The organism is Streptomyces sp. Alt3 (assembly GCF_030719215.1).
GTDB lineage: Bacteria > Actinomycetota > Actinomycetes > Streptomycetales > Streptomycetaceae > Streptomyces > Streptomyces glycanivorans.
The window spans coordinates 6,888,316-6,911,768 of sequence record NZ_CP120983.1 but is presented as its reverse complement, the minus strand read 5'-3'; the positions used below and the strand labels follow the sequence as shown (position 1 = coordinate 6,911,768).

At 65.9% G+C, this 23,453-nt stretch carries 12 protein-coding genes and 1 pseudogene; 11 read left to right on the top strand and 2 right to left on the bottom strand.

Annotated elements, in window-relative coordinates:
- Nucleotides 1-417 precede the first annotated feature (417 nt).
- The 8 genes and pseudogenes from P8A20_RS30565 to P8A20_RS30530 all read left to right on the top strand — a co-directional run bounded on the left by P8A20_RS30565 (nt 418) and on the right by P8A20_RS30530 (nt 17,683).
- Nucleotides 418-2,463: a hypothetical protein gene (locus P8A20_RS30565; protein ID WP_306104645.1), complete on the top strand. Its 2,046-nt coding sequence runs from the start codon at nt 418-420 to the stop codon at nt 2,461-2,463.
- Between the two features lie 58 nt (nt 2,464-2,521).
- Nucleotides 2,522-2,646 (top strand): annotated as a pseudogene (locus P8A20_RS30560) (2-phosphosulfolactate phosphatase); the annotation flags it as partial.
- A 1,426-nt stretch (nt 2,647-4,072) separates the two neighbouring features.
- A complete protein-coding gene (locus P8A20_RS30555; RefSeq protein ID WP_306104644.1) occupies nt 4,073-7,528 on the top strand; it encodes a helicase-related protein in 3,456 nt (1,151 codons plus the stop codon).
- Entirely contained in the window at nt 7,528-9,426 is a 1,899-nt protein-coding gene (locus tag P8A20_RS30550; RefSeq protein WP_306104643.1) for a DUF8724 domain-containing protein, read from the top strand. The genes P8A20_RS30555 and P8A20_RS30550 overlap by 1 nt, the downstream gene beginning before the upstream one ends.
- A 935-nt stretch (nt 9,427-10,361) precedes the next feature.
- Nucleotides 10,362-11,837, top strand: coding sequence for an ATP-binding protein (locus tag P8A20_RS30545; RefSeq protein WP_306104642.1), 1,476 nt, complete (start codon nt 10,362-10,364; stop codon nt 11,835-11,837).
- 62 nt (nt 11,838-11,899) lie between these two features.
- Nucleotides 11,900-14,689, top strand: coding sequence for a Z1 domain-containing protein (locus P8A20_RS30540; RefSeq protein WP_306104641.1), 2,790 nt, complete (start codon nt 11,900-11,902; stop codon nt 14,687-14,689).
- Complete coding sequence (locus tag P8A20_RS30535) at nt 14,686-15,696, top strand: PD-(D/E)XK motif protein (protein WP_306104640.1); 1,011 nt, start codon at nt 14,686-14,688, stop codon at nt 15,694-15,696. Before P8A20_RS30540 ends, P8A20_RS30535 begins: the two co-directional genes overlap by 4 nt.
- Nucleotides 15,689-17,683 (top strand): AIPR family protein, encoded by a 1,995-nt coding sequence (locus P8A20_RS30530; RefSeq protein ID WP_306104639.1) that lies wholly within the window; start codon nt 15,689-15,691, stop codon nt 17,681-17,683. The genes P8A20_RS30535 and P8A20_RS30530 overlap by 8 nt, the downstream gene beginning before the upstream one ends.
- Nucleotides 17,684-17,723: 40 nt before the next feature.
- On the opposite strand, the gene P8A20_RS30525 is transcribed toward P8A20_RS30530, so the two are convergent.
- A complete protein-coding gene (locus P8A20_RS30525; protein ID WP_306104638.1) occupies nt 17,724-17,912 on the bottom strand; it encodes an AbrB/MazE/SpoVT family DNA-binding domain-containing protein in 189 nt (62 codons plus the stop codon).
- A 53-nt stretch (nt 17,913-17,965) separates the two neighbouring features.
- Here P8A20_RS30525 and P8A20_RS30520 point away from each other — a divergent pair, with 53 nt between their 5' ends.
- Nucleotides 17,966-18,433, top strand: coding sequence for a very short patch repair endonuclease (locus P8A20_RS30520; RefSeq protein WP_371934421.1), 468 nt, complete (start codon nt 17,966-17,968; stop codon nt 18,431-18,433).
- On the opposite strand, the gene P8A20_RS30515 is transcribed toward P8A20_RS30520, so the two are convergent.
- Nucleotides 18,408-20,294, bottom strand: coding sequence for a DNA cytosine methyltransferase (locus P8A20_RS30515; RefSeq protein ID WP_306104637.1), 1,887 nt, complete (start codon nt 20,292-20,294; stop codon nt 18,408-18,410). The two genes, P8A20_RS30520 and P8A20_RS30515, sit on opposite strands and share 26 nt — an antisense overlap.
- A gap of 800 nt (nt 20,295-21,094) precedes the next feature.
- On the opposite strand from P8A20_RS30515, the gene P8A20_RS30510 reads away from it, so the two are divergent.
- On the top strand, nt 21,095-21,382 hold the full coding sequence (locus P8A20_RS30510; RefSeq protein WP_306104636.1) for a hypothetical protein: 288 nt from the start codon (nt 21,095-21,097) through the stop codon (nt 21,380-21,382).
- Between the two features lie 220 nt (nt 21,383-21,602).
- Complete coding sequence (locus P8A20_RS30505; RefSeq protein ID WP_306104635.1) at nt 21,603-23,363, top strand: DEAD/DEAH box helicase; 1,761 nt, start codon at nt 21,603-21,605, stop codon at nt 23,361-23,363.
- Nucleotides 23,364-23,453: the final 90 nt, after the last annotated feature.

Genomic DNA, 23,453 nt, shown 5'->3' with positions numbered 1-23,453 from the left:
CTGTCGCAGACTTCCGTGCTTGTACCGCGAAAACTCCCTCAGATGTCCCTCCGACAGAGCTGAAAGTCCCTGAAAAGTCCCTGGCGACTCGGACCCGGGATCTACGCATTACGAGACCGTGAGCGTTCGTGCTGCGTGGTGCCTGGCCGTGCTGCTGAGTGACGTTCTGCCTGATCAGAGCACTTGCGGCTGCTTGACGTGTGCTACCTCGTATTACGTCGTCCAAAGGCGTCCGGCCACCGGCTGGCCACCGAGACAGGCGCCGCGGGCGGCAAGGAACCGGATCACCCGGGTTGTCGGCCTCCTACAGACCCTCCTGTCGGCGTCGCCGAGACAGCATCGTCCTCGTGCAGGGCTACCGACAGTCGCAAGGAAAACATCACGCTTCAAGCGGGGCGCCGGTGTCATCCTGTGCTGGTGGACGTATCCCTTCCCGACCAACTGGGCGCAACTGAACGAGAGTCCTGCGCTGCTGCGCGTGCAGTGGTCCGAAAGCTGAATCTCTCCGCGCCGCCTGCGCCGATCACGGGACAGCAGGAAGTCGCCTTTGTGCCAGTGACCCGCGCGCAATGGAAATCAGTGTTGAGGGACGCCGGCCTGACCGGGCTTCAGCGGGAGACCGACGAGAAGGTTGCGGAGATCCTGTGCCTGCGGACCGCTTCTGGCCGAACCGTGGGGAAGCAGCTTCCAAAGCTGTTACGGAGTCTCCACTCGTCGGTCGTCGCCTTGGGTACTGTCGCAGAAGAGGTGTCCCGGTTCAGTCCGTCCCGCACCAGCGCGGCAGAGCAACGGTTGACGACTGACCTGGCGCGAGCGAATCGAAGCGAGGCTCAAGCGCTGTTCGCCTGTCTGGAACAGGGATGGGCGGAGTCCGCTTGGTCTGCCGTACGGAGGTATGCTCTCGCGGCCCAGGCGGCCGGGCGAACTCTGGAAACTGCCGCCAGGACTGATCACTCCGGCCTGCCTTACGAGGACCTCTACCATCGAACCCTCGGGGTATCGGCCGAGCAACTGGGTCCCGGGTCGGGTGTGGCGTTCCGGGCCCGCCTACTGGCCGCTTGGGCGGAAGCCCCGCAGATACTCGATCGTCGGGTGCGCCGGAGCATGAGACACCTGATCAACGACTCGCCACCACTAACGGTGATACTTCTCCACCACCTTGCTGTCCTCGCGTTGTCCGATCGCCCCTTGGTGACGCACCGCGCTGCCCTCCTGGGACGTGATCTGGTGACGTCCGATCTGAAGTCCAATCCGGAACTGACATGTTCAGTGATTGCACGACACATCGTCCGAGAACCGGAGATGCTGTCCGCCCATCGCGGACAGATCGCCTACCTTGACGCTTACTACCAGGAGGAATACCTGGAAGAAAAGGCGCGGGCGGTCATGGACCTGTACCGGGCCGTGCTGGAAGCAGACGTCAGGCGAACGGCTGTTGTGGTACTGGATCTGCTGGGAAGGACGGTTCCGCAGGGGGCCCCGCTCGCCACCGTCCGGGATCTACTGGCAGCTGAAGACAGGCAGCCGCTGTGCAAGTTCCTTGCTTCGACGATCCGCTCTGAGTGGCGCAACGCGAACGCACACGAGGACTTCCGCTGGGACCCCGTCAACAGCACACTCCTCTTGGGCGGACGGCCAGCCGATCTTGAAGAGGTACTGGACGCAGCGCTCCGCGCTCGCGCCATTTGCCGCGGGTTCGAGCACGGGGTCGCCGTGGCCTACGCACAGAACGCATCGCTGGTCATCCGGGGTGCGGAGGACTCGAACTACGTCGGCCGAGACCTCTCCATACTCCAGGCAGCTGGAGAAGCCAGATTCCCGGTGCTGGACATCCGGCGCCATGGCAGTCTCGTGCGGTTGGACGTGCCCGACATCTCCGTTGAGAGCCTGAGAGAGGCGTTTCGTGCGATCCTCAGGGCCGCCATCGCGGACCCCAGCGTCGAACGCTGGGAACTACGTCAGACCTCTCCTGACCGGCCTCTGCTGCACGTGGACCGTACGGGCACACATGCTGGGCTCCAAGTCGCGGACACCCTCTGGGACATTGCCGACCCCCTGCCTTTCGCCGCTCTCCCCCTGCTGGCAAATGCCATGGCCAATGCGGGAGAACCCGCCGAGACAACAGCTTCAACGGTTCTCTGCTTGGCAGCTGCCCACGTACTCGGAGAACGAGACCGCTTGTCGCCTGCCCTTGCACACGGTGATCCAGCCGCCAAGAACGAGTTGATCAGCACCACGAAGCTGATCAGCGACGGCGCCAAGGCGGCAGCGCACCTGCTGGAGGGCCCCGCCCACCGCAAGTTGCTGGCCTTCGCTGAAGTTCTTGCCGGAGAATGCCATCGGTTGAAAAGCGCTCCCCCTTTCGCACTCGTTCACGAGTTCGTGCCGGCGTATCGGACCCTGCGGAGGCATGCGCCAGCTCGCCTGCCATGGATCACAGGACTCCACGACTCTGCCGCCTGAGATCAAACCGCCACGGGTTCGGTAGAGATGGAGGACAGCCCTGAGTTGGGGCGGTTCACTCCGCCGCGCTGCCGAATTGCGCGCCGCCGCCGCGCTGGCGGAGGGGGTGCGCCAAGGAGTCCATCCGATGACGTTGCACTCTGTCTCGAGGTCGACCGGTTCCCCTTTGCCATGGCAGCGGCCGGTCCTCCGTCCGTGCGCCATGTCTTCGCGGACCGGCGAAGCCCCGATCTGATCGCTGGTGAGGTCCAACTCGCACCATGCGAGAGCCAGCACCCAGTCGGGTATGCAGCATCAGCTGCATGTCCCGATGACGGTGGTTCGGGGTGGCTGGCGGTAAGCCAGACTCTTGCCCGTGAACGACCGAGAGTATGAGGAAGCCTTCAAGGGATGGCGCACGTCCCTGCGCACGCTTGTGTCCGATGCGCCCGGACTTGCCGAGTGGCAGGAGCGCCGGTTCCGCTTCGCTCACAAGATCGGGGAGCTGCTGACCAAACCGCACGGATCCAGCCCCGAGACGACCGGCCCAGTGCTCTACGGTGTTTCGATCCCCGGCGCAGGACTCTGTTACGTGGGCCAGACACTGGAAGCCGAACGACGGCTGAGGGACCTCCCTGTTGGAGAAAGTCACCACCTGGCCAACACGCTACCGCCCGAACTCTGGGAACGGGTGGTCGTAGTGCGTTGGCCGGTTCTCTTGGCTCAGGCTTCGGACGCGGAACAGGCAGCGGCAGGGGCTCTGGGAGCTGCCGTATGCGGGCTTGCCTTGGAGCATCGCCTCCAACTCGTGACATCGCCGCCTTTGAACGGCCGGCGCCGCCACCGCAATGGACAGTGGCGCCCGAGGGATCACGCACAGAGCCGGTCGCGCGGCGCTGTCCACGCGGCTTCGCTGCCTGGCCTATGGGACATGACATGGGATGCGTGGCGACACCTCGCAGGTGAGTCCGCCTCCGCGGACAATCCGTTCGTCACCACAAGCCAGGCAGGCCGTGCAGTGTTCCCTTCGGCCGTCCTCGACGATGGTGGGGCCGCATAACACGCAGCTCAGGACGGAGCTCCAACCGCGTACAGCGATGCTCGCCGTCGGAGGTTCGGGCCGTCCGAGGGCGAGCAATGACGACGGTTGACGACTCCCTCACTTCTTGATGATGGCAGCAGGCTTCCTGATCGCTGACCGAGCGTGCCTCGTCTCTTGGCCGCCTTGATACCTCGGGAGGCAACAGCGCCCGCCAGCATGTCTGATCGAGCTAACGTGTGATTCAGGTAACAGACAGTTCAGATCAAGACAGTATCGCTCAACTTGGCATACCAGCTTGTGACTTCAGAGGTCTGCACCCGATGCTGCTGAGGTCCGGAGAAGCAGAAGGTGTCCGGCCATGGCGTCGTGCCATGGCGGCTTCTGACTCGCGGACCCTGGAGTTCCCGTGGACACCCTTGTCCTGCGGGCCGACTTGGCGTTTTCGCCTTTGTCGGCACGCCCTTCGGAGCCACCGCGGCTCCCCCCTCGTCCCATGTGCGCGAGCGACCGGAGCACCTGCCGGAGCAGGCCCTCCCGTGATCTTCCTTCTTCGTCGGTAGGACGCACCCAATCCGACGGGAAGTCGCAGTGACCACAACTCCGTTCGAGCCAAGCGTCACCCAGCAGACGGCCCTCGTCGAGCACCTTGTCAACGCGGTGGTGAGCGACGCGACCGGAGAGGCCCAGGGCGACATCTGCCTGGGCGAGCCTCCGAGCGCCCGCTACTTCATGGAGAGTCTCGGCCCACACACCGTCGAACCAGGTGGTGTCGCCCCGAGGTACGGCCGCACCACTCCGGACAGCCTCGGATTCGAGTTCGAAGCCGAGAACTCCAGCTCCATCACCGTCAAGGCCCGAGCGTCGTTCTACTACGCGGCCTTTCCAACCCGCGCTCAACAGCGAGAGTGGGCCGGGGAGCGCGAGGAGCCCTACCGGCTTGCGCCGCTGTTCCGGCGCCTGGGCGTGACGGTCGGACCGGTCGAGATTGTCGTCGGGCACGAGACCGGGCTCCGCCAGACCCTGGAACGCGAGTTCCGGCACGCCTTCGACGAGGCGGTCCAGTTCGCTCTCCGGGACCCGCGGATCGACCGCCGTGCCGGGAACGACCGCAGGGAACGGTTGGTGCCTCCTGCAGCGATGTCGGACGACACGGCATTCGAGCAGTGGCTGGCCCAGGAGGTTGGTGGGAACGCGGTCGTCCCGTCCCCCGCCGCACATGTCGTGGTCACGTCGAGGCTCGTGGCATCCGGAAGGCTCCGGGTGACCGTGACGCTGCAGAACCTTGCAACCGACCCCGTCGTGACTGTCCAGGGTCGCGGCAGTAATGCCGGCCGTACCCGTCGGGACGAGGCGAGGGACAACGCACTCTTCCGCGCGGGACTGGAGGTCGAGGGCGACCGCCTGCTGCCCATCGTGATGGACCTCGGCGCCGATGCCTACCGGTACTCCGGTGAGCTGGGAGCGTACGCCAACAACTGTGGCGTCGAACCCCGGTGGCGCGATGGCCGGCTTGTGGCGGTGCGCAGCGTACCGGTGCCACAGCACGACACACACCGCGCCGTGCCACGGACCGACGAGCGTTGGGGGTACATGACGCTCGCCTCCGACCCCCTCCCGGTTCTGGACGATCTCGCGGACGAGATGGAGGCCTACCTGGAAACCCCCGCCTGGAGCACCACGGATCTCCAGGACAGGCCCGAGCTGGCCCACCGGAAGGACGCCGACCGGAGGGCCGCAGCCTTGGAGGTAGCACGCTTCCGCGACGGCGTCGGCTGGCTGCGACGGGACAGGCGTCTGCTGACAGCGTTCCAACTCGCGAACGAGTCCATGGTTGAACTCAACCGGCGCCAGAAGCGGCCGAGTCGGGGGTGGCGCCTGTTCCAACTCGTGGCCATCGTCAGCCAACTCGGCGCGCTGGCCTGGCGAGAACATCCGGAGCACCTCTTCGCCCCTGGGCTCTGGGGCGACGACGAAGGCGTGGACCCTACCGAGGCGGCAACCGTCGTCTGGTACCCCACCGGGGGCGGCAAGACCGAGGCATACCTCGGCCTGGTCCTGGTGTGCATGTTCTACGACCGGGCCAGGGGCAAGAAGGTCGGCGTCTCCGCCTGGTGTCGCTTCCCACTCAGGCTGCTGACGCTGCAGCAAACCCAGCGGCAGCTCGACGCGGTCGCCGCGGCAGACATCGTCCGGAACCGGAACGCCGAACGGCTGGTGGAGGTCGGCGGCGACCCGGGGTGGCCCTTCTTCATCGGCTTCTACGCCGGTGCCGGCAACACGCCCAACTCTCTGCTCTCCGACGGCATGCTCGACCGACTCCGGTCCAGCGAGGAGGCACGGCACACGTACCGGCTCGTCCACGACTGTCCGTACTGTGGGGAACGGTCCATCCGCATCCCGGAACCCGACCCGTCGCGACTCCGTCTCGAACACGTGTGCAGCAACGAGGAGTGCGGGAAGACCCTTCCGATCGTCGTCGTGGACACCGAGATCTATCGCTACCTGCCCACGGTGGTGGTCGGAACGCTGGACAAGCTCGCCAACATCGGCCTGTCGGACCGATTCGGCGCGCTCTTGGGCGACGTCGACTGCTGGTGTGCCCCGCACGGATTCGGCCGGGGCGGGAAGTGCCACGAACGTCACGCGCCAGGCCACGCGAAAACCACCCCCCGCCGTCTGGACACCCCTCTCTACGACCCCTCTCCGTCGTTGGAAATCATCGACGAGCTGCACATGGTCAACGAGGAACTCGGAGCGTTCTCGGGGCACTACGAGGGCCTGCTGGCCGAGGTCCAGCGCACCCTGTCCTCCCAGCAGCGCTCCGACGGGAGGAGGGTCAGGATGAAGGTGGTCGCGACCACCGCGACCATCCGCGGCGAGGACCGCCAGAGCGAGCACCTCTTCGGTCTGAGGTCTGTGGTGGTTCCGCTTCCCGGGCCGAACCTGGACGAGAGTTTCTACTGGCGGCTCGACCGGAGCCTCCCCCTGCGCCGTTTCGTCGGAGTCATGCCGACGCGAGGAACGGCGGAGATGACGCTGGTCAGGATACTGACGTCTGCTCACCGGGCGCTGTGGAAGCTCGACCGGCGCCAAGATTTGCCCGCGGCTGTCTCCGGCTGGCCCGACGACGAACTGCGTGCGGTCGTGGACCTCTACCGTACGAGCCTCACCTACGCCACCACGCTCGTCGACTTCGGCCGTATCCGACGTTCACTGGACACCCAGGTCAACGAGGTCCTGCGTAGGGAGGGGTTCCCGGATCTCCGTGTGGCCGAGCTCAAGGGCGAGACGCGCTTGGACGAGGTGCGCGGAGTCTTGGACGACCTGGGCAGTACCAACGGCAACACGGGCATGGTCGTGGCGACGAGCATGGTCAGCCACGGCGTTGACGTGGACCGGCTGAACCTCATGTTGTTCAACGGGATGCCCAGGTCCATGGCCGAGTACATCCAGGCCTCGTCCCGCGTGGGCCGCGCCTACCACGGCCTCGTGTTCATGCTCTTCAACCCGGTACGGGAACGGGACCGCTCGCACTACCGCTACCACGGCAAGTTCCACGAGTACCTGGACCGGATGGTCGAGCCGGTGGCCATCAACCGCTGGAGCCGTTTCGCGGTACGCAGAACCCTCCCGGGCATCCTCATGGGCCACCTGCTCCAGATCGCCAACCACGACTGGTGGCAGGAGGGCAACGCACCCGGCCACCTCCACGATCTCTCGAAGATGCAGGCGGCCCTCCGTGACCCCGTCGGCGGGGGATTGGAAACGGTGCAGCTCACCCAGCTGTTGGAGGCGCTGCACACGGTCTTCCAGTCCGAGCGTCCCGAGGGGGAGGAACTCCGACGCGACCTCGTGGACATGGTGGAGCATGCGCTGGCCAGCCTTCGGTCGGCCGGTGCGTCCGCCGGTCTCGCCGGCGGGAACAGCCGTGGGTACCGCGCTACGGGCGACTACCTCGGCCTCGAGCACCGGCCCATGACCAGTCTCCGGGACGTCTCCGAAGGCATCCCGTTCCACATCGTGTCCGATGGCAGGAGGTCGTGATGGCGTTCAACCCCAGGAACGACGACATGGCCCGTGGTCGCGGCCAGGTTCTCTACCGATACCGTCCCGGGCAGACGTTCGACCACCGGGGCGGATACACGGCTCAGGTGGTCCAGTTCGGGCGTGACGAGGAGTTCGACGGCCCCTCACTCGACCGCGAGCACTTGGTCCAGGAGGCCACGAGGTTCGTACGCAGGTGGCGGGCCGCCGGACGCGCGCTCGCCGGCGGAGCAGACCGGGCACCGGAGTTCCCCGGAGACGAGGACCGACTCGCGGCGCGCCACTACGAGGTCGTCGTCCCCGGCAAGGTCTTCTGCCGGGTCTGGCCCCGAGTCGTACGGTGCTCCAGTGGTGAGTGCGGCCACGTCTGGACGGCCACCGACCCCCGGCCCGGAACCGACGACTGGCCTCCGGCATGTCCCCTCTGCGGCAACGGTGTCGGAAACCGGCAGCTCCAGTTCGTCTTCGCCCATCGGTGCGGGGAGACGTCACCCATGCACCCCCCACACAAGTGTCCGCGGGGCCACGCTCGGTTCAAACTCGACGACCGCGCCAGTCGGTTCCGTGACTTCCGATGGGAGTGCATGAGCTGCGGCTTCCACCTCCCCGTGCAGCGGAGCTGCGTCAACTCCTCGTGCAGTTACCCGGACAAGTACATGAGCCCGCTGCTCCACACCGCGGGGACCGCTCACGTGGGCCAGGGCCTGACGCTTGTGAACGTGACCACGACCGAGGAGGCCACGCGCCAGAGCAATCCTCTCTACACCACCGCGGTACTCGGCTGGTGGCTCGGGGAGATCACCGAAGACGAGTTCCGCCGACTTACCGACGGACATACGGTCGACGTCCCCGACGAGGTCGTCGAGAGCATCCGTGTGATGGAGGAGGCAGGACTGCATGACCAGGCACGGGCACTCAGATCACGGTTCATGCCGGTCGAGGTGGACCACCTGCAGGACCGGGTGGGCAAAGCGCTCAATCTCGACACCGAGGGCGATGACGCGCGCGGGCTCGCGGCTGAGCTGCACACCTACCGGCGGGTCCTCAACCTGGAACGCCTGAGCGTTCCCCGTCTCCAGCGGGAAGCCAGGAACTCCATCCGTCGCGCACTCTACGAGCGGTACCCCGGGGTCCTCACCGCTGCCGGCCTGAGCCAGGACACATGCCTGGTGAGCGATCTTCCGATCACTTACCTTGCGATCGGCTACAGCCGAACCGGGTTCAGCCCCGAGGAGGCGGACCTCGTGCCCTACCGGGGGCGTGCCTCTCGGGGCGCACCCGAGAAGACCCTGTTGTACGCCCACCCCACCCAGGCGGAGGCGTTGCTCTTCCCGGTGGACAGGCAGCGGGTGAGTCGGTGGCTCGTCCGCAACGAACTCGTCAGCCGCAGCGCTCTCGAGGACGCCGGCGGTGTCGCCCAGTGGCTGGTGCACCAGCTCGGTCCGAGCAACGGTGAGGCGCTCTCCCACGAGACCCGCCCGGCACCGGGGCATCCCGATCTTCCTGTCCACGAGCTGTTCGGCCTGCTCCACTCCCTGTCCCACCAACTGCTCCGAGCCCTCGCGGTGGACAGCGGCTACAGCGAGACGAGCCTGTCCGAGTACCTCTTCCCGTACGACCTGGCCTTCGCCATCTACCCCAACGGCGGAAGCGAGTTCAGCCTCGGCGCCATGCGGACCGTGCTCGAGCAGAACCTGGACGCGGTTGTGAGCCGGGCCGTCGACAACGACTCCTGCCTGTACGACCCCAACTGCATGATCACAAACGAGGGCGCGGACCACGGTTGCCTCCAGCTTCCCGAGACCGCGTGCCAGTCCTGGAACCGGAACCTCTCCCGCTGGCACCTGTTCGGTTCTCCGGACGGTTCGAGAGTCGGGTACTGGGATCCGACCCTGTGAAACACCGGTGGGGAGGGCCCTGCTCATGGACTCTCCCCACCACCAGCCCTGTCGCGGGTCAACGGTCGATCGTGGACAAGTAGGAATCGCGTGTGAAACCCGAGTTGGACTATCTCCAGTGCTCGTGACCAAGTCCACGCGCACCGAGCCTGGCGTTCCGGACCTGAGCGGATCTACGACCTGCTCCGGACTGCAACCAGGCTGCGGGCGATGGAGATCACCGCAGGGGTGACATCCGACCTGTCCTGGGAAAGCATTCTCGCCCAACTCGTCGTCTGGCACTGCGGGTTCCCCGTCAGCACGGGCCCGTGTCCGGAAGCCGACGCAACCGAGATCACTCTCTCGCCGCTGCCTCCGCCCAACACCTCGATCTGCTCGAGACCGTTGTGCGGCACGGCAGTTGGACCGCCTGAGGGGAGAGCTTCGGGAGGGCGAAGCGACGGCCCGTCTGCCGCATCGGCTGGCCGGCGTTCGGCGGTCGACTGGACCTGGTGCGTCGGCACCCCGCAACAGCTCTCCCTGCGTCCCCTCTTGGTGCCGATGATGCACGCCACTTCCCTCCGGTACATGTAGGCCTTGGGAACGCCACCCGACCTCGTCGCGCCCGTGGGAGTACTGGTGAGGCCCGACCTACCGACCGAGGGGTGCACTTCGACGTGGCGAAGAGGTCCTTCCCCCGTGGGGCGTCGCCGGGTACACCTGGATAAGCTCGGACTGTCCGTGGACCGTTGGCACCCGCGGTTCCGGTAGGACCGCGGTCTGGTTTCCGATAAGTACATCGGATTCGCTAGGATTACTCGGGGGCGGCATGCGAATGCTGTGTGTGATGTGAGCGAGCCACGAGCTGACTGATCGCGATCCCGTCACATCCCAACTCACGGGACCGGCAGCCACGAAGTGACTGCCTGCCGAAGGACCCGGTTCGGAGCGTGCTGGTGAAGTTCGACGTCGCAGCTCCCGACCCCGCAGGCATGGTCGCGTCCCTGAGCTCCCTCGGTTACTCGCTTCCGGCGGCCATCGCAGACCTGATCGACAACAGCATCTCCGCCGACGCGCAGAACATCGACGTCGACTTCACCTGGGCCGGCCGGGACTCGTGGGTCTCGGTGGTCGACGACGGTACCGGCATGACCGAGAAGAACCTGATCATCGCGATGACCGTCGCGGCCCGTGGTCCCGCAACGCCGCGTACCTCGACGGACCTCGGACGCTTCGGTGTGGGTCTGAAGTCTGCGTCGTTCTCTCAGGCCCGTCAGCTGACCGTCGCCACCGCCACCGACGGCACGTGGCACACACGTACCTGGGACCTCGACGTCGTGGAGGAGTTCGGGGAGTGGAGGCTTCTGCGGGGTGCATGCCCGGAGACCACCGCGCTGGTGGAGACGCTCGTTGGCGACAGGACCCATGGAACGGTGGTCCTGTGGAGACAACTCACCGGCTACCGCTCCGACGAAGTCGCCGAGGACGACGAGAAGACGCAGCAGCAGTTCTACGCGGAAGCCGAGCGCACAGGTACCCACCTCGGCATGGTGTTCGCCCGCTTCCTCACCGGCACCACACGTCGGCAACTGCGCCTCTCGAACAGTCCGGTGGAACCCTGGGATCCCTTCCTCGCCTCCCACCCCTCCGTGCAACGGCTTCCGGCAGAGGACCTTCCACTCGCAGACGGTTCGGTACGGGTTGAGCCGTACGTCCTGCCGAACGCACAGCGCCTGTCAGTCTCCGCGTACGAGGCGGCAGCGGGTCCTCAGGGGTGGCTCGGACAACAGGGGTTCTACGTCTACCGGCGGGACCGCCTGATTCTGGCCGGGGACTGGCTGGGGATCCGCGGGCTGCGACGTGAGGAGAAGTTCAGCCTCGCGCGCATCGCGGTGGACATCCCCGCCGAGAGTGACGCGGACTGGGCCGTGGACGTCCGGAAGGCCAGCGTCGTACCACCGGTGGCCCTCCGGGGGCACCTTCGGCGGATCGCCATGCACGCCCGAGGCCAGGCAGCGGACGCACTGCGGCACCGGGGACGCATCGCCGCACGCCGGTACGGGGATCCTCTCCGGTACGTCTGGACCGTCCGCAGGGATGGCGGCAGGATCAGTTGCAGGATCAACAGGAGTCATCCGCTCGTCCAAGAGGCTCTCAAAGGCGGCCAGGGGGACGGTACCCGCCTGCGCGCACTCCTGCGCCTTCTGGAGGAGACCGTTCCAGTGACTGCTCTGCGGGTTCTGCACGAGACGGACTCCCTCGACGACCCCGAGCCCTTCGGCGGGCCGGGGCCTTCGGACGAGCAGACACTGGAAGTGGCACAGCAGGTCTTCGAAGTGATGCTGGTCCAGGGCCGGACGGCGGAGGAGGCGCGAGCCCAGCTCAGACTGATGCCACCCTTCGACCAGAAGCAGGGGTTCTGGAACGAGTGACCGCACTGTCCGTACCCACCTCTAATCTACGCAGCGTCAGATTCGTCGGCCCGGAGGTCCCCGTGAGTCCTACCCCTGATGACGCCCTTGCCAAGGCCACGCAGGCAGCACTTCTTTTCCTGCCCGCCGACCACCAGGCCACTCCGGACGAGGTGGAACTCGCCGTCAACACGGCCCTCAGTGTGATGACCGCCCAAGGCTTGAGTATTGATCGACAGCAGCTGACCAAGGCGCTGGAAGCAATGACCTCCGTCTTTCAGGAGTCCTCCTCTGCCCTGCACAACGACGAGGGCCACCTGGCGTGGCTGGCCGACGCGAAGAACGACCGCCCATGGGACTTCTGGGACCGCTACAAGCGCTACCTGCAGAGCGTCCGGAAACTTCCACCCCGTGTCGTGTCACGGCTCGACCAGAGCACTGACGAGGTCCTGGGGGAACTCGAGGACCCCCGCCGCCCCGGGGAGTGGCACCGTACCGGCCTGGTGATCGGGCAAGTGCAGTCCGGCAAGACCGGCGACTACATCGGACTCGCCTCGAAAGCAGCAGACGCCGGCTACCGCCTCATCGTCGTCTTCGCCGGCATCCACAATGACCTACGGAGCCAGACCCAACTGCGCATCGACGAGGGGCTCCTGGGGTTTGACTCCCAGTACCAGCTCAGGTCCGATCAGGAGGGCGCCAACTACAAGATCGGCGTCGGGGCGATGTCCCATGTGAAGAAGCTCCCTGCGGCGTCCCTGACGAACAGCGCCGAGAAGGGGGATTTCGACCGCAAGACGGCGTCAAAGGCAAACCTCCCGATCGGCAGCTTCCCCATCGTTCTGGTGGTCAAGAAGCACCGGCGGATCATCGACTACCTCCGCACCTGGGTCACCGAGGTCCACGGTGAGGAGGACCCCGCGACCGGCCGGAAGATCGTCCGCGACATTCCTCTTTTCGTGATCGACGACGAGGCGGACAACGCCTCCATCAACACCTCGAAGGATCCTGACACCGACCCTTCGAAGATCAACGCCGCGATCCGGCAGCTGGTCAACAGCTTCGATAAAACGTCGTACGTCGGCTACACCGCGACCCCGTTCGCCAACATCTACATCGACCCCGACGCCGACCACGACGAGCTGGGGAGCGACCTGTTCCCTTCAAGTTTCATCCGCGCCCTCCGCGCCCCGTCCAACTACCTCGGCCCGGAGCGGCTCTTCGGTCTTCGCACCGATGACGAGGACGAGGACGACGTGGAACCCCTGCCACTCGTGGAGCGGATCAGAGACACAGACGCCTGGATGCCCAACAAGCACAAGTCCAGCCACGTGCCGACGGACACCCTGCCCGCTTCTCTCAGGACGGCAGTCCGCTCGTTCGTCCTCACGTGCGCTGCGCGCCGTGCGCGCGGCCAGGTCACAGTGCACAACTCGATGCTCGTACATGTCACCCGCTTCACCGCAGTGCAGGGGCACGTGCGCGAGCAGGTGGACACCTACGTGCGCCTTCTGGTCGACAGCCTCCGAGACCGGTACGGAAGCGCCGCAGCCAACTGTACGGAGGAGTTGCGCCAGCAGTGGGAGCGCGACTTCGTCCCCTCCACCAGGCACTTCCCCGCTGACGAGGCCGAACGTCTCGAGTGGAGCGAGGTTAGCGAACAACTCCTCCCCGCACTCCGCAAGATCTCGGTGAAAGCCGTGAATGGAACCGCCCGCGACGTGCTCGAGTACTACGAGAACCGCAAGAACGGCCTCTCCGTGATCGCCATCGGCGGCGAGAAACTGTCCCGCGGGCTGACGCTCGAAGGCCTGTCCGTCAGCTACTACCTTCGGTTCTCGAAGACGTACGACACCCTTCTGCAGATGGGCCGCTGGTTCGGCTACCGGCCCGGCTACGAGGACCTCTGCCGTCTGTACACGACGCCCCAGCTCGTCGGAGCCTACGCAGAGATCACAGCGGCCACCGACGAACTTCGACGGGACATCGAGGAGATGGCCGCGCTGGGTCTCACTCCTCGGGAATTCGGTCTGAAGGTCAGGACCTCGTCCCTGGGCCTCGGCATCACCGCGGCCAACAAGATGCGGAAGAAGATCCGGGTCCGGCTCAGCTACTCCGGAGAGATCGCCGAGACCACGATCTTCAACCTGCACAAGGACGTCGTCCGGCACAACTTCGACACACTGAACACCTTCGCCAGAAGCCTGACGAACCTCGGCATCCCTACCGTCGACGAAGACAGCGGCAGCGTCATCTGGGAGAACGTGCCACCCGAGGAGGTCGCTGCGGGCTTCTTCGACGCCTACGTGACGGACCGAAAGGCACATCGGGTGCGGCCGGCGTTCATCGCCGCGTACATCCGCCAGAGCGCACGGTACGGAGAACTGGGCAACTGGACCGTCCGTCTCGTCAGCAAGTCCCCCGCCGAGCACCCGGTCGACATCGCAGGCCACAACATCGGTCTGGTGACGCGGAAGAACCCCAATCCCACGGCGGACGTCCGCTACACGATCAAGCGCGTCCTCAGCCCCCTGGACGAGAGCACCGACCTGGACGAGGGACAGAAGACAAGGGCTCTCGCTGCGGTCAGGAAGGCAGCCGAGGGCAAGACGAACCGCAACGGCGAGCCACGCGACCCGAAGGTCCCGACGGGACGCCCCCTGCGGGATCAGCGGCGCACCGACCAGCCCCTGCTGCTGGTCTATCCGATCACCCCGCCGGCCTCCAGCACTCTCGGCGCCTCGACGCCGCTGGTGGGGTTCGCGGTGAGCTTCCCGTTCTCCCAGTACCAGAGCAAGACGGAGTACGTCGTCAACGACATCTGGTGGAAGCAGGACATGGAGATGGACGAGGCGGAGGACGAGGACGAGTGAACATCGACGAGGAACTCTGGCTCGAGTTGGAGGAGCCCCAGGCCGGTCAGGGCAGGTCGACCCGTCGCGTGTACCCCGAGTCGCCGCACGACATCCACGTGTCCGTCACCCACCCGGGACGCCGGCGGATGTTGCTCCTCAAGGCTGACGCCCGGGCTGCCGACGGCATCGTCCGGTCGGTCGGGGAGCTTCCGCGGACGGCGGGTCTCGACCTGTGCATCACGGCCCAGTCACGTCACGAGTACGAGCTGCAGGTGTCCCTCACTGCTGACGAGCTGCGGGAGGTGTTCACCCCGCTCGTCTCGGACATCGCGTCCGCGGTGAAGGACGCGCCCACCACGGAGACCGCCCTCGAGGCAGCCGTGCGGCGGTTCAGCTCCTGGCAGCAACTCCTGCGGGCGGTCGGCAAGAACGGTCTCACCGCCGACACCCGACGAGGACTGTTCGGCGAGTTGTACTTCCTGAACGAGTACGTGCTGCCGTCCGCGGCCCAGACCTCGGGAGTCCAGGCATGGACCGGGCCCGGTGGAAGCAACCAGGACTTCCAGCTCCCCGACGTGGCCGTCGAGGTGAAGACGACCACCGCGAAGAACCCGCGCACCGTTCGGGTGGCGAGTGAGCGGCAGCTCGACAGTACGGGCACGCCGGCCCTGCTCCTCAGCCTGATATCCGTCGACGAGCGGCGCGGAGGCACGGGAGAGAGCCTGAACGCTCTGGTGGACCGTATCCGTCACCGGCTCACCAACCCCGAAGCCAGGTCACACCTCGACAGCCTGCTGATACAGGTCGGCTACCTGCCGGGACACAGGGATCTCTACGACGAACCCCGCTACACCCTCCGCCAGACCCGGACCTGGGAGGTCCGTGAGGGCTTCCCCCGGCTGATCGAGTCGACGCTTCCTGCCGGAGTGGGCGACTGCACCTACAACATCAGCACGTCCGCGCTCGACGACTACCGTGTCACGACTGACCAGGTCACTGCCTTTATCAGAGGAACCGATGGCTGAGCTCGAGCTGAACGACTTCGCCCGCACGCTCATCGCCGACACACAGGCCACCGCGGAGGCGGAGCAGACCTCCATTCCGGGGACGTTCACCCGCCGGGTGCTGGAGGACCTCGAGCAGGCCGGCGTGGTGTCGAACACCTTCACCGCCTACCACAAGGCCCACGGTGTCGAGGTGTACGGATACGGCCTGGGCGAGGCCCACGGAAGTCTCGACCTGTTCATCACCGACTTCAGGCTGACCCAGTGGGAGGACAGGCTCACCAAGGCGGAGTCGGAGAAGCTGTTCAGGCGCCTGCTGACGTTCGCCCGCCGGTGCGGAAGCATACGGCCGAACCTCGACGAGCACTCCGACGTCCGTGACATGTGCGAGGCCGTGGAGAAGGCGCTCGCCGACGTTCCGAGGATCCGGCTCTTCCTGCTGAGCAACCGGGTGAGCACGTCGGCTGCTCCGGCGCCGACGGAACTGGGCGGCATCCCGGTCACCCACGAGATATGGGATCTGAGCCGTCTACACCGTCAGGCGACGTCCGGGATGATCGGAGAGCCCATCGTGGTCAGCTTCGATCCCCCTCTGCCCTGCCTCTCGGCTCCGAGCTCGGAGCCGAACCACTCGGTGGTTCTCGCGGTCGTTCCGGGCCAGAGGCTCGCCGAGCTGTACGACGAACACAGGACCAGACTGCTGGAGCTCAACGTCCGCGCCTTCCTGCAGACGCGCGGCGCGGTCAACCGCGGCATCAAGGACACCCTGCTCAAGGCACCGGCCCGTTTCCTGGCCTACAACAACGGCATCACCGCCACGGCGTCCCACGTCGACTTCGTCGAGAACGAGGACGGGGAGTACGTGGCCATCAGGGAGATGCGCGGCCTGCAGATCGTCAACGGCGGTCAGACCACGGCCTCCCTCCACCACGTGCTCGTCGGTGCGAAGGGCGACCTCTCACAGGTGCGCGTCCAGATGAAGCTCACCATGGTCAGGCCCGAGCACCTCGCGGAGATCGTTCCGAAGATCTCCCGGTTCTCGAACACACAGAACAGGGTCTCCCTAGTCGACTTCAGCTCCAACCACGAGTTCCACGTCGCCTTCGAACGGATCACCCGGACGCTCTGGGCTCCCGCGGCGGACGGAAGCAGCCAGGAGACCCGCTGGTTCTACGAACGCGCACGGGGCCAGTACGCCGACGAGCTGTCGAAGGCCACCAGCCCTGTGGCGCAACGCAGGTTCAAGGTGCTGTGCCCCACCCGGCAGAAGTTCAGCAAGTCCGACCTCGCGAAGTACGTCCACTCCTGGGAACAGTTGCCCTACTACGTCAGCCGGGGCGCACAGAAGAACTTCGCCGAGTTCATGATCCGTGTCGAGGAGTCCACCCCGACCGTCGACCTCAGGTACTGCCAGCGCGTGATCGCCATGGCCCTGTTGTTCAAGGCCGTCGACAGGGCTGCGGCCGAGCACGGGGCGGGTAGCCATAAGAGTCTGGTCACCACCTACACGATGGCCCGTCTCTCCCTCGAGACAGACCGGCGGATCGACCTGGACCGCATCTGGCGGGAGCAGGACGTCACGCCGGCCCTCAGGGCGGCACTGGACGAACTGTGCCCCCGGGTCAAGCGCGTCGTGGTCGCCGCGAACAGGCACGTCGGTGAGTGGGCGAAGCAGTCCGCGTGCTGGGATGCCGTCTCGCGGGTGCACTGGACGGTGCCGGAGACACTGGCTGACGAACTGCTGGAGCAGCCGGTCGAGATGGCAGCCCAGCCCGTCGACGGGGACGAGGCCGTGGACGAGGTCGAAAGCATCGCAGTAGAGGAGTGGGACGCTATCGGACAGTGGGCCAAGGAGACCGGGAACCTCGAACTTCCCGAACGCCAGCTGGCGTTCACGGTCGCCAAGCGACTCGACACCGGCGAGCTGATCCCCGTCTCCCAGGCGGTCCAGGCCCTGCACGTACGGCGTGAGGCTCTGCGCCTAGGGTTTCGTCCGGCGTCAGCGTAGCGGGGCGCCTGACGGCTCCTGCGCGGCGCACTGGGAAACGCTAGAGCCGACCATCTTCGAGGAGGTCGCGGACCGCGTCCTCGGCTCGCCGGAGCACGATACGTCCGTCGCCGTCGCTGAACGCGAGCAACTCGGTGCCGGGGCTGATGCCGGCTTCAGCCAGGAGGCCCAGCGGGATCTCGACCCGTCCGCTGTCGTCGACTCGCAGTTCTGCCGGTTCTCGGATCATGGCCCCCAGTCTGCCATCGTGGAAGCGTAGGACGAGGAACCGCCGGAGAGAAGGTGACGAACACGGGTGACGAATGGGTGAGTACCCACGAGGGCGAGCACCTTCACGGACGCAGGATCCGAGACACGGCTCCGGAACGATCCCTGCGGAGCGCCGTGCACCGGCTCGGGTTGAGGTTCCGCCTGCACCGGAAGGTCGCGACCCGGTGCACGGCGGACTTCGTACTGCCGAAGCACCGGGTCGCGGTCTTCGTCGACGGTTGCTTCTGGCACGGGTGCCCGGAACACGGACCCCGCCGGTTCCAGGGCCCGAACGCACGTCTGTGGTCGGAGAAGATCGCGGCGAACGCCGCGCGGGACCTGCGGAACACCGAGGCCGTACAGGCTGCGGGGTGGGTCGTGGTCAGGGTCTGGGAGTGCGAGATCCGCCGTGACGCCGACGCCGCAGCGCAACGTGTGGCGTCGGCGACGCACCGGGTACCGGAGCCCCCCGTTCCTAGTCCTCCGTGCCCACGAGGGTGAAGAGGTCATCGGACAGGACGTCCTTGCGCGGGCAGTACGCGGCAAGGGGGCACTCGGAGCAGACTGGCTGCTTCTCCCTGCACAGCTCCGCGCCGATGAGCCGCAGGGCCGCCATGCGGAGAGGCGCGTCGTCGCCCGCTCCGACGAGTTTCACCAGGTGAACCCGTCCGTCACTCAGCCGGTTGCGGTCCACCTCCGTGTTGTTCAGCCTCGCGGCCACCCGCAGGGTTCCGTGGCCGACCAGCATGAGGTCATCACCACTCAGCAGCCGGTAGAGCGCTTCCTCACTGGGCTTCAACGCCAGTTTGTCGAGTACGGACTCGGGCTTGTTCCAGATCAGGGGCTGGTCCACGAGGGGCGCCAACCGATCGATCCGGGCTCTGACAGCATCGGTGGGTGCCGCCTCGACCAGCCTCCCGAAGACCGGCGACGTGAGCCGCTTCGCCTTCCGGACGGTTGCCATCAGCCCTGCCAACACCGTGGGCTTCATCTTCGACATCGACACCACTGCCATCACCGCGGCGTGGAGTACGACGGGCTTCGCTCCGGGTAGTTGGTACCAGTCGACTCCGCCACGCCTCCGGTCCGCCCAGTCAGTGAGCGTCTGCCGCACCTCCCGCCAGTGCGGTCGCAGTCCGTCAGAGGGCGACTGCACTCCTTCGAGCGGCTTGAGGACCTCGGCCGCAGCCTCGCCCAGCAGGGGGGGTACCGCGTTGCCGATCTGGCGGAACGCGTCACTGCGCGTGCCTGCGAACCGGAACCGGTCGGGGAACGTCTGGAGGCGGGCCGCCTCACGCACGGTGAGCGTGCGCGACTGGTCAGGGTGGATGTACCAGTAACCGTCCTTGGCGATGTGAGCTGTGATGGTCCGGCTGAGGTCGGCCCAGTCGAGCTTCTTGTACTTGTCCGTGAAGTGGTTGGCCTTGTACCGACGCAGCCCCTCGTCGATCTCCGAGTACAGGGTCTTGGAGTCCATCTCGGTGAAGATCTCGAAGTCGTCCTCCCGGACCCTCCGCGTCATGTGGTCCCAGACCAAGCCCTTCTCGGCGCCCTCCCTCATGGTCTTCGCGAAGGCAGACGGCTGCCTCGGTGAGCGGTAGTCGAGTTTGCGACTTCCGACGCGTTCCAACGGCACGACGTCAAGCTTCGGGAGATCGCCGATGGCGTCCCGCAGACTGGTCCGCTTCGCGTCAGGATCACGCCAGGCAAAACTGTCCACGTCGTTCCGCGCCAGCAGTATCAGGCGCTTGCGGTGCTGCGGCACGCCGTAGTTCCAGGCGTCCACGAGCCGGACCTGGGTCGCGTACCCCAGCTCCTCCAGCTCGTCCTCGATCAAGCGGATGACGAAGAAGTCGTCACCGAGGCCCATGTCAGGCACGTTCTCCATGAGCACTACGCGCGGGCGGAGTCTCTTGACCACGTCCAGGTAGGCAACCCAGAGTTCCTTGCGTCGATCCAGCGGATCACGATTGTGCTTCTTGACGAGATGGCGGATCTTGCTGCGACCCGCCCTGCTGAACGGCTGGCACGGGGGGCCGCCGGCTACCAGGTCGATCTTCGCCGGTCCCACCAGTTCCACGAGCCGGTCACGCTCCGAGGGATCCCCGAGGTCCATGTGGAGACTCATGCCGGGGAAGTTCGCCGCGTGTGTCTCCAGTGCGCGTTCGTCGAAGTCGACGGCGGCTGCAACGGTCCATCCGGCCTTCTCCAGACCGAAGGTCAGACCGCCGGCACCCGAGAAGAGGTCGACCGCCAGCCGCTTCCCTTCGCCGAAGGTCGCCAGCCACTCGGGGAATCCCTCGGGGGTACAACTGTTCTTGTGCGGGTCGAGTTTAAGGTAGTCGCTCCGCTCAAGAGGCACACCGTAGTACCCCCCCGGTTGCGCTGCCACAGTCCGACCTCCGCCACGACGAGATGAATGAGCACCAGGAGATCACGGAAGTGGTGTCCAGATCAAGGTACGAGGCCTGTTCTGAGCTGCTGAGTCGGGCAGCCCAACCAGCTGCGACCGGCGCCCGCAGACCCCGGGGAGGCGTCCAGAGGTTGCGGTGCTCCAGCCAGTGCTCTGATGCATTCGAGACCCCCATCCTAAGGGAGACAACTAAGTGCAAGTTGCCGCGCCCAACCGAAATGCTACACAGAGTGATTATCCGTGCCTGCACGAGTGCATGGCGCCGTGACGTTCAGCACTTTAGCGAGGACCGGAACGGCGCGCTGCCGCATCAGCATTTCACTCGGGCTGGACGGTAAAGGCAACCCGGTGATCTTGGTGCGAGAGGTCGACAGGCAAGGCGGTGATCACGCAGGCTCCGTCGTGACTGCAGGACCATCGGCACAAGTTAGACAACCTGGTGAAGGACGGGGCTGGCGGACAGGCCGCCGACGTCGTCGAAGAAGTCACCCACGGCTGGTACGTGTCACCAAGGACTTCGCCCCACACAATGCGCCTGCCCTGAAGGAGATCGGACGGCGGATCGATCTGGTGAGCTACCCAGGCATCGGCGGTGGATTGCCAGCCCTGCAGCTCGTTGCCTCCGTAGCCGACTCCGTGGCAACGCCTCACGCTCCAGCGACGACCGCGAGCGGAGGCGCGAAGGTCAGGTCGGTCCGGCATATCCACGATGAGACGGCGGAGTCGTTGCAATCTGTACGCCGATCTCGATGCCCCTGCCCTACCTCCCTGGAGAGGTGTGGAAGCAGTTCCAGCTGCGCCGCATCGCCTACCGCCGGATCAGGAACGTGACCGACGCCCAGTTCCAACCTCGCAACCACACTCATGCGCTCACGCTCAAGGTTGATACGGACATGGTCGAGTTGAGCTACGGATTCGTCCGTGGCATCCGGAAGATCGGCTGCCTGGGGACGGGCCCTCTGGAGGTACGGATCCGCTCCCAAGAGGACCTGGCGAGAGCCACCAGCCTCGCCCAGCGAAGCATCGAAGGCCTCTGAACGACGTTCGGGGGTGAGGTGTCAGAATCCTCGCGCTGCAAGGACCGCATGTGACGAACCGATCACCCGTTGCAACAACTCAACATATGATCAGTAACCGTCCGCCGGGAAGAAAGACCGCTCTGGCGGTGAGAGACTTTCACACCCCCACTGCGCTGTTTGACCATCCGTGAACGACTAAGCACAGTCGACTCTTAGCCAGCCCAGGAGACGTTGTTCGGTGGAAGCCTTCGGCCAGTTGAGCGAGCAGGACCGCTCCCAGGCAATCCAGGTCCTGCGTCGGCGACTCGCTCCGCGGGATCTGCGTGCGGTGATCGAGGATCTCGAGAGCGGAGGAAGATCTCGCTCCAGGAAGTCGGTGGAGTGGATCATCGCGGCGGTCGAGAACGAATCCGGAAGGGCGCGGGCAAAGCTTCCCGAGGGGGAGCTTGCCGAGTTCCTGGTCGACAGGTCGGGCTTCGGTCTTCTTGAGTCCAGGGCGCTACGGGAACGGCTTGCGCTTTCCGCATCGGAGGACGAGCTGGAGACGCTGCACGACTACCGAGGTGGCGAACGCAGCCGTGGTGGGAGCAGAGCCAAAGCCAAGAAGATCGCAGAGCGCACATGGAGGCCCGGTAAGAGCTGGCCTCGCCACTTCACACGAGTCCTCGACATCCCGCCTGCCTTTGCCGGCCTGCCGGGGAGTACACGGGAGCCGGACACGCTGGAAGTTGCCCCTTTCGTGCCTCTCCGAGACCTGGAGGACTTCCAACAGGACCTCAAGGAGCAGGTGATCGAGGTGCTCTCCGGGGCACCGGGCGCCAACCGTGGTGTTCTGACCCTCCCCACAGGAGCCGGCAAGACCAGGACCGCGGTGGAGAGCCTCATCGAGTGGCGCATCTCCCAGCCACGCCGTGAGGCCGTTCTCTGGATCGCCCAGAGTGAGGAGCTGTGCGAGCAGGCAGTCCAGGCGTTCCGTGAGGTGTGGACCGACTTGGGGCACCGCAATGATCAGGTACGGCACACCATGGAGATTGCCCGACTGTGGGGGAGCGCCTCGGTCCCGAGCGACCCCGACATCGTGGTGGCCAGCATCCAGAAGCTCGACGCGGCGCTTCGAGGCACCAATGACGACACGCGACAGGAACTCGAGCTGCTGCGCGAGAACCTCGGTGCGGTGGTCGTGGACGAGGCGCACCGAATGCTGGCGCCCAGCTACAGCAGGGTCTTGCGCTTCCTGGCGATCGAACTCGGACAGAAAGCCCCGGTTCCCGTCATCGGGCTGACAGCCACGCCCTTTCGGAGGGTCGACGCCGAGACTCGCCAGCTCGCGGCGAAGTTCCACAGCAGGCTTCTCGGCTCCCGCGCCTTGGGGGACGACATCGTGTCCGAGCTCCGCCGGAGAGACGTCCTGTCTCGGCCTGAGCACAAGGTGCTCTCCTATGCCGGTTCTGGGTTCCAGATGGACGACGTCGAAAGCTACCGTGAGCACTTCGACCAGTTCGAGGACTTCCACCCTGGCTTCCTCCGTGAGATCGGTGAATCAGACGCGAGGAACCGTGCTCTGCTCAAGCAGCTGCTCGAACTACCGCCGGACTGGGCGACGCTGTTCTTCGGCTGCACCGTGGAACACTCCATAGCAATGGCTGTTCTGCTGCGACGCGCCGGCCGAGCCGCGGAGGTCGTCACCTCCAATACGCGCAGTGCGACGCGGCGCGCACTTATCGAACAGTTCCGCGGCGGACGCCTGTCCGTTCTCTGCAACTACGGCGTCCTCACAACTGGTTTCGACGCTCCGGCAGTACGAGCCTTGGTGGTCGGTCGTCCCACCACCAGCCCGGTCCTGTACGAGCAGATGATCGGTCGCGGCATGCGGGGACCACGATTCGGTGGGACAGAGAGCTGCCTGGTTGTGGACATCGAGGACAACATCCATTTCAGCGGACAACTCGCCTACAAGCGGTACTCCAGCTACTGGTCAAGCAACCAGAGCCGCCCGTAGTCCGACAGGACACCGCCTCCGCGTCGGCTGCCGACAGCCCCTCAGCCCACGCAGATCGATCGGTGACACCGACCCCACCCGATCAGCAGG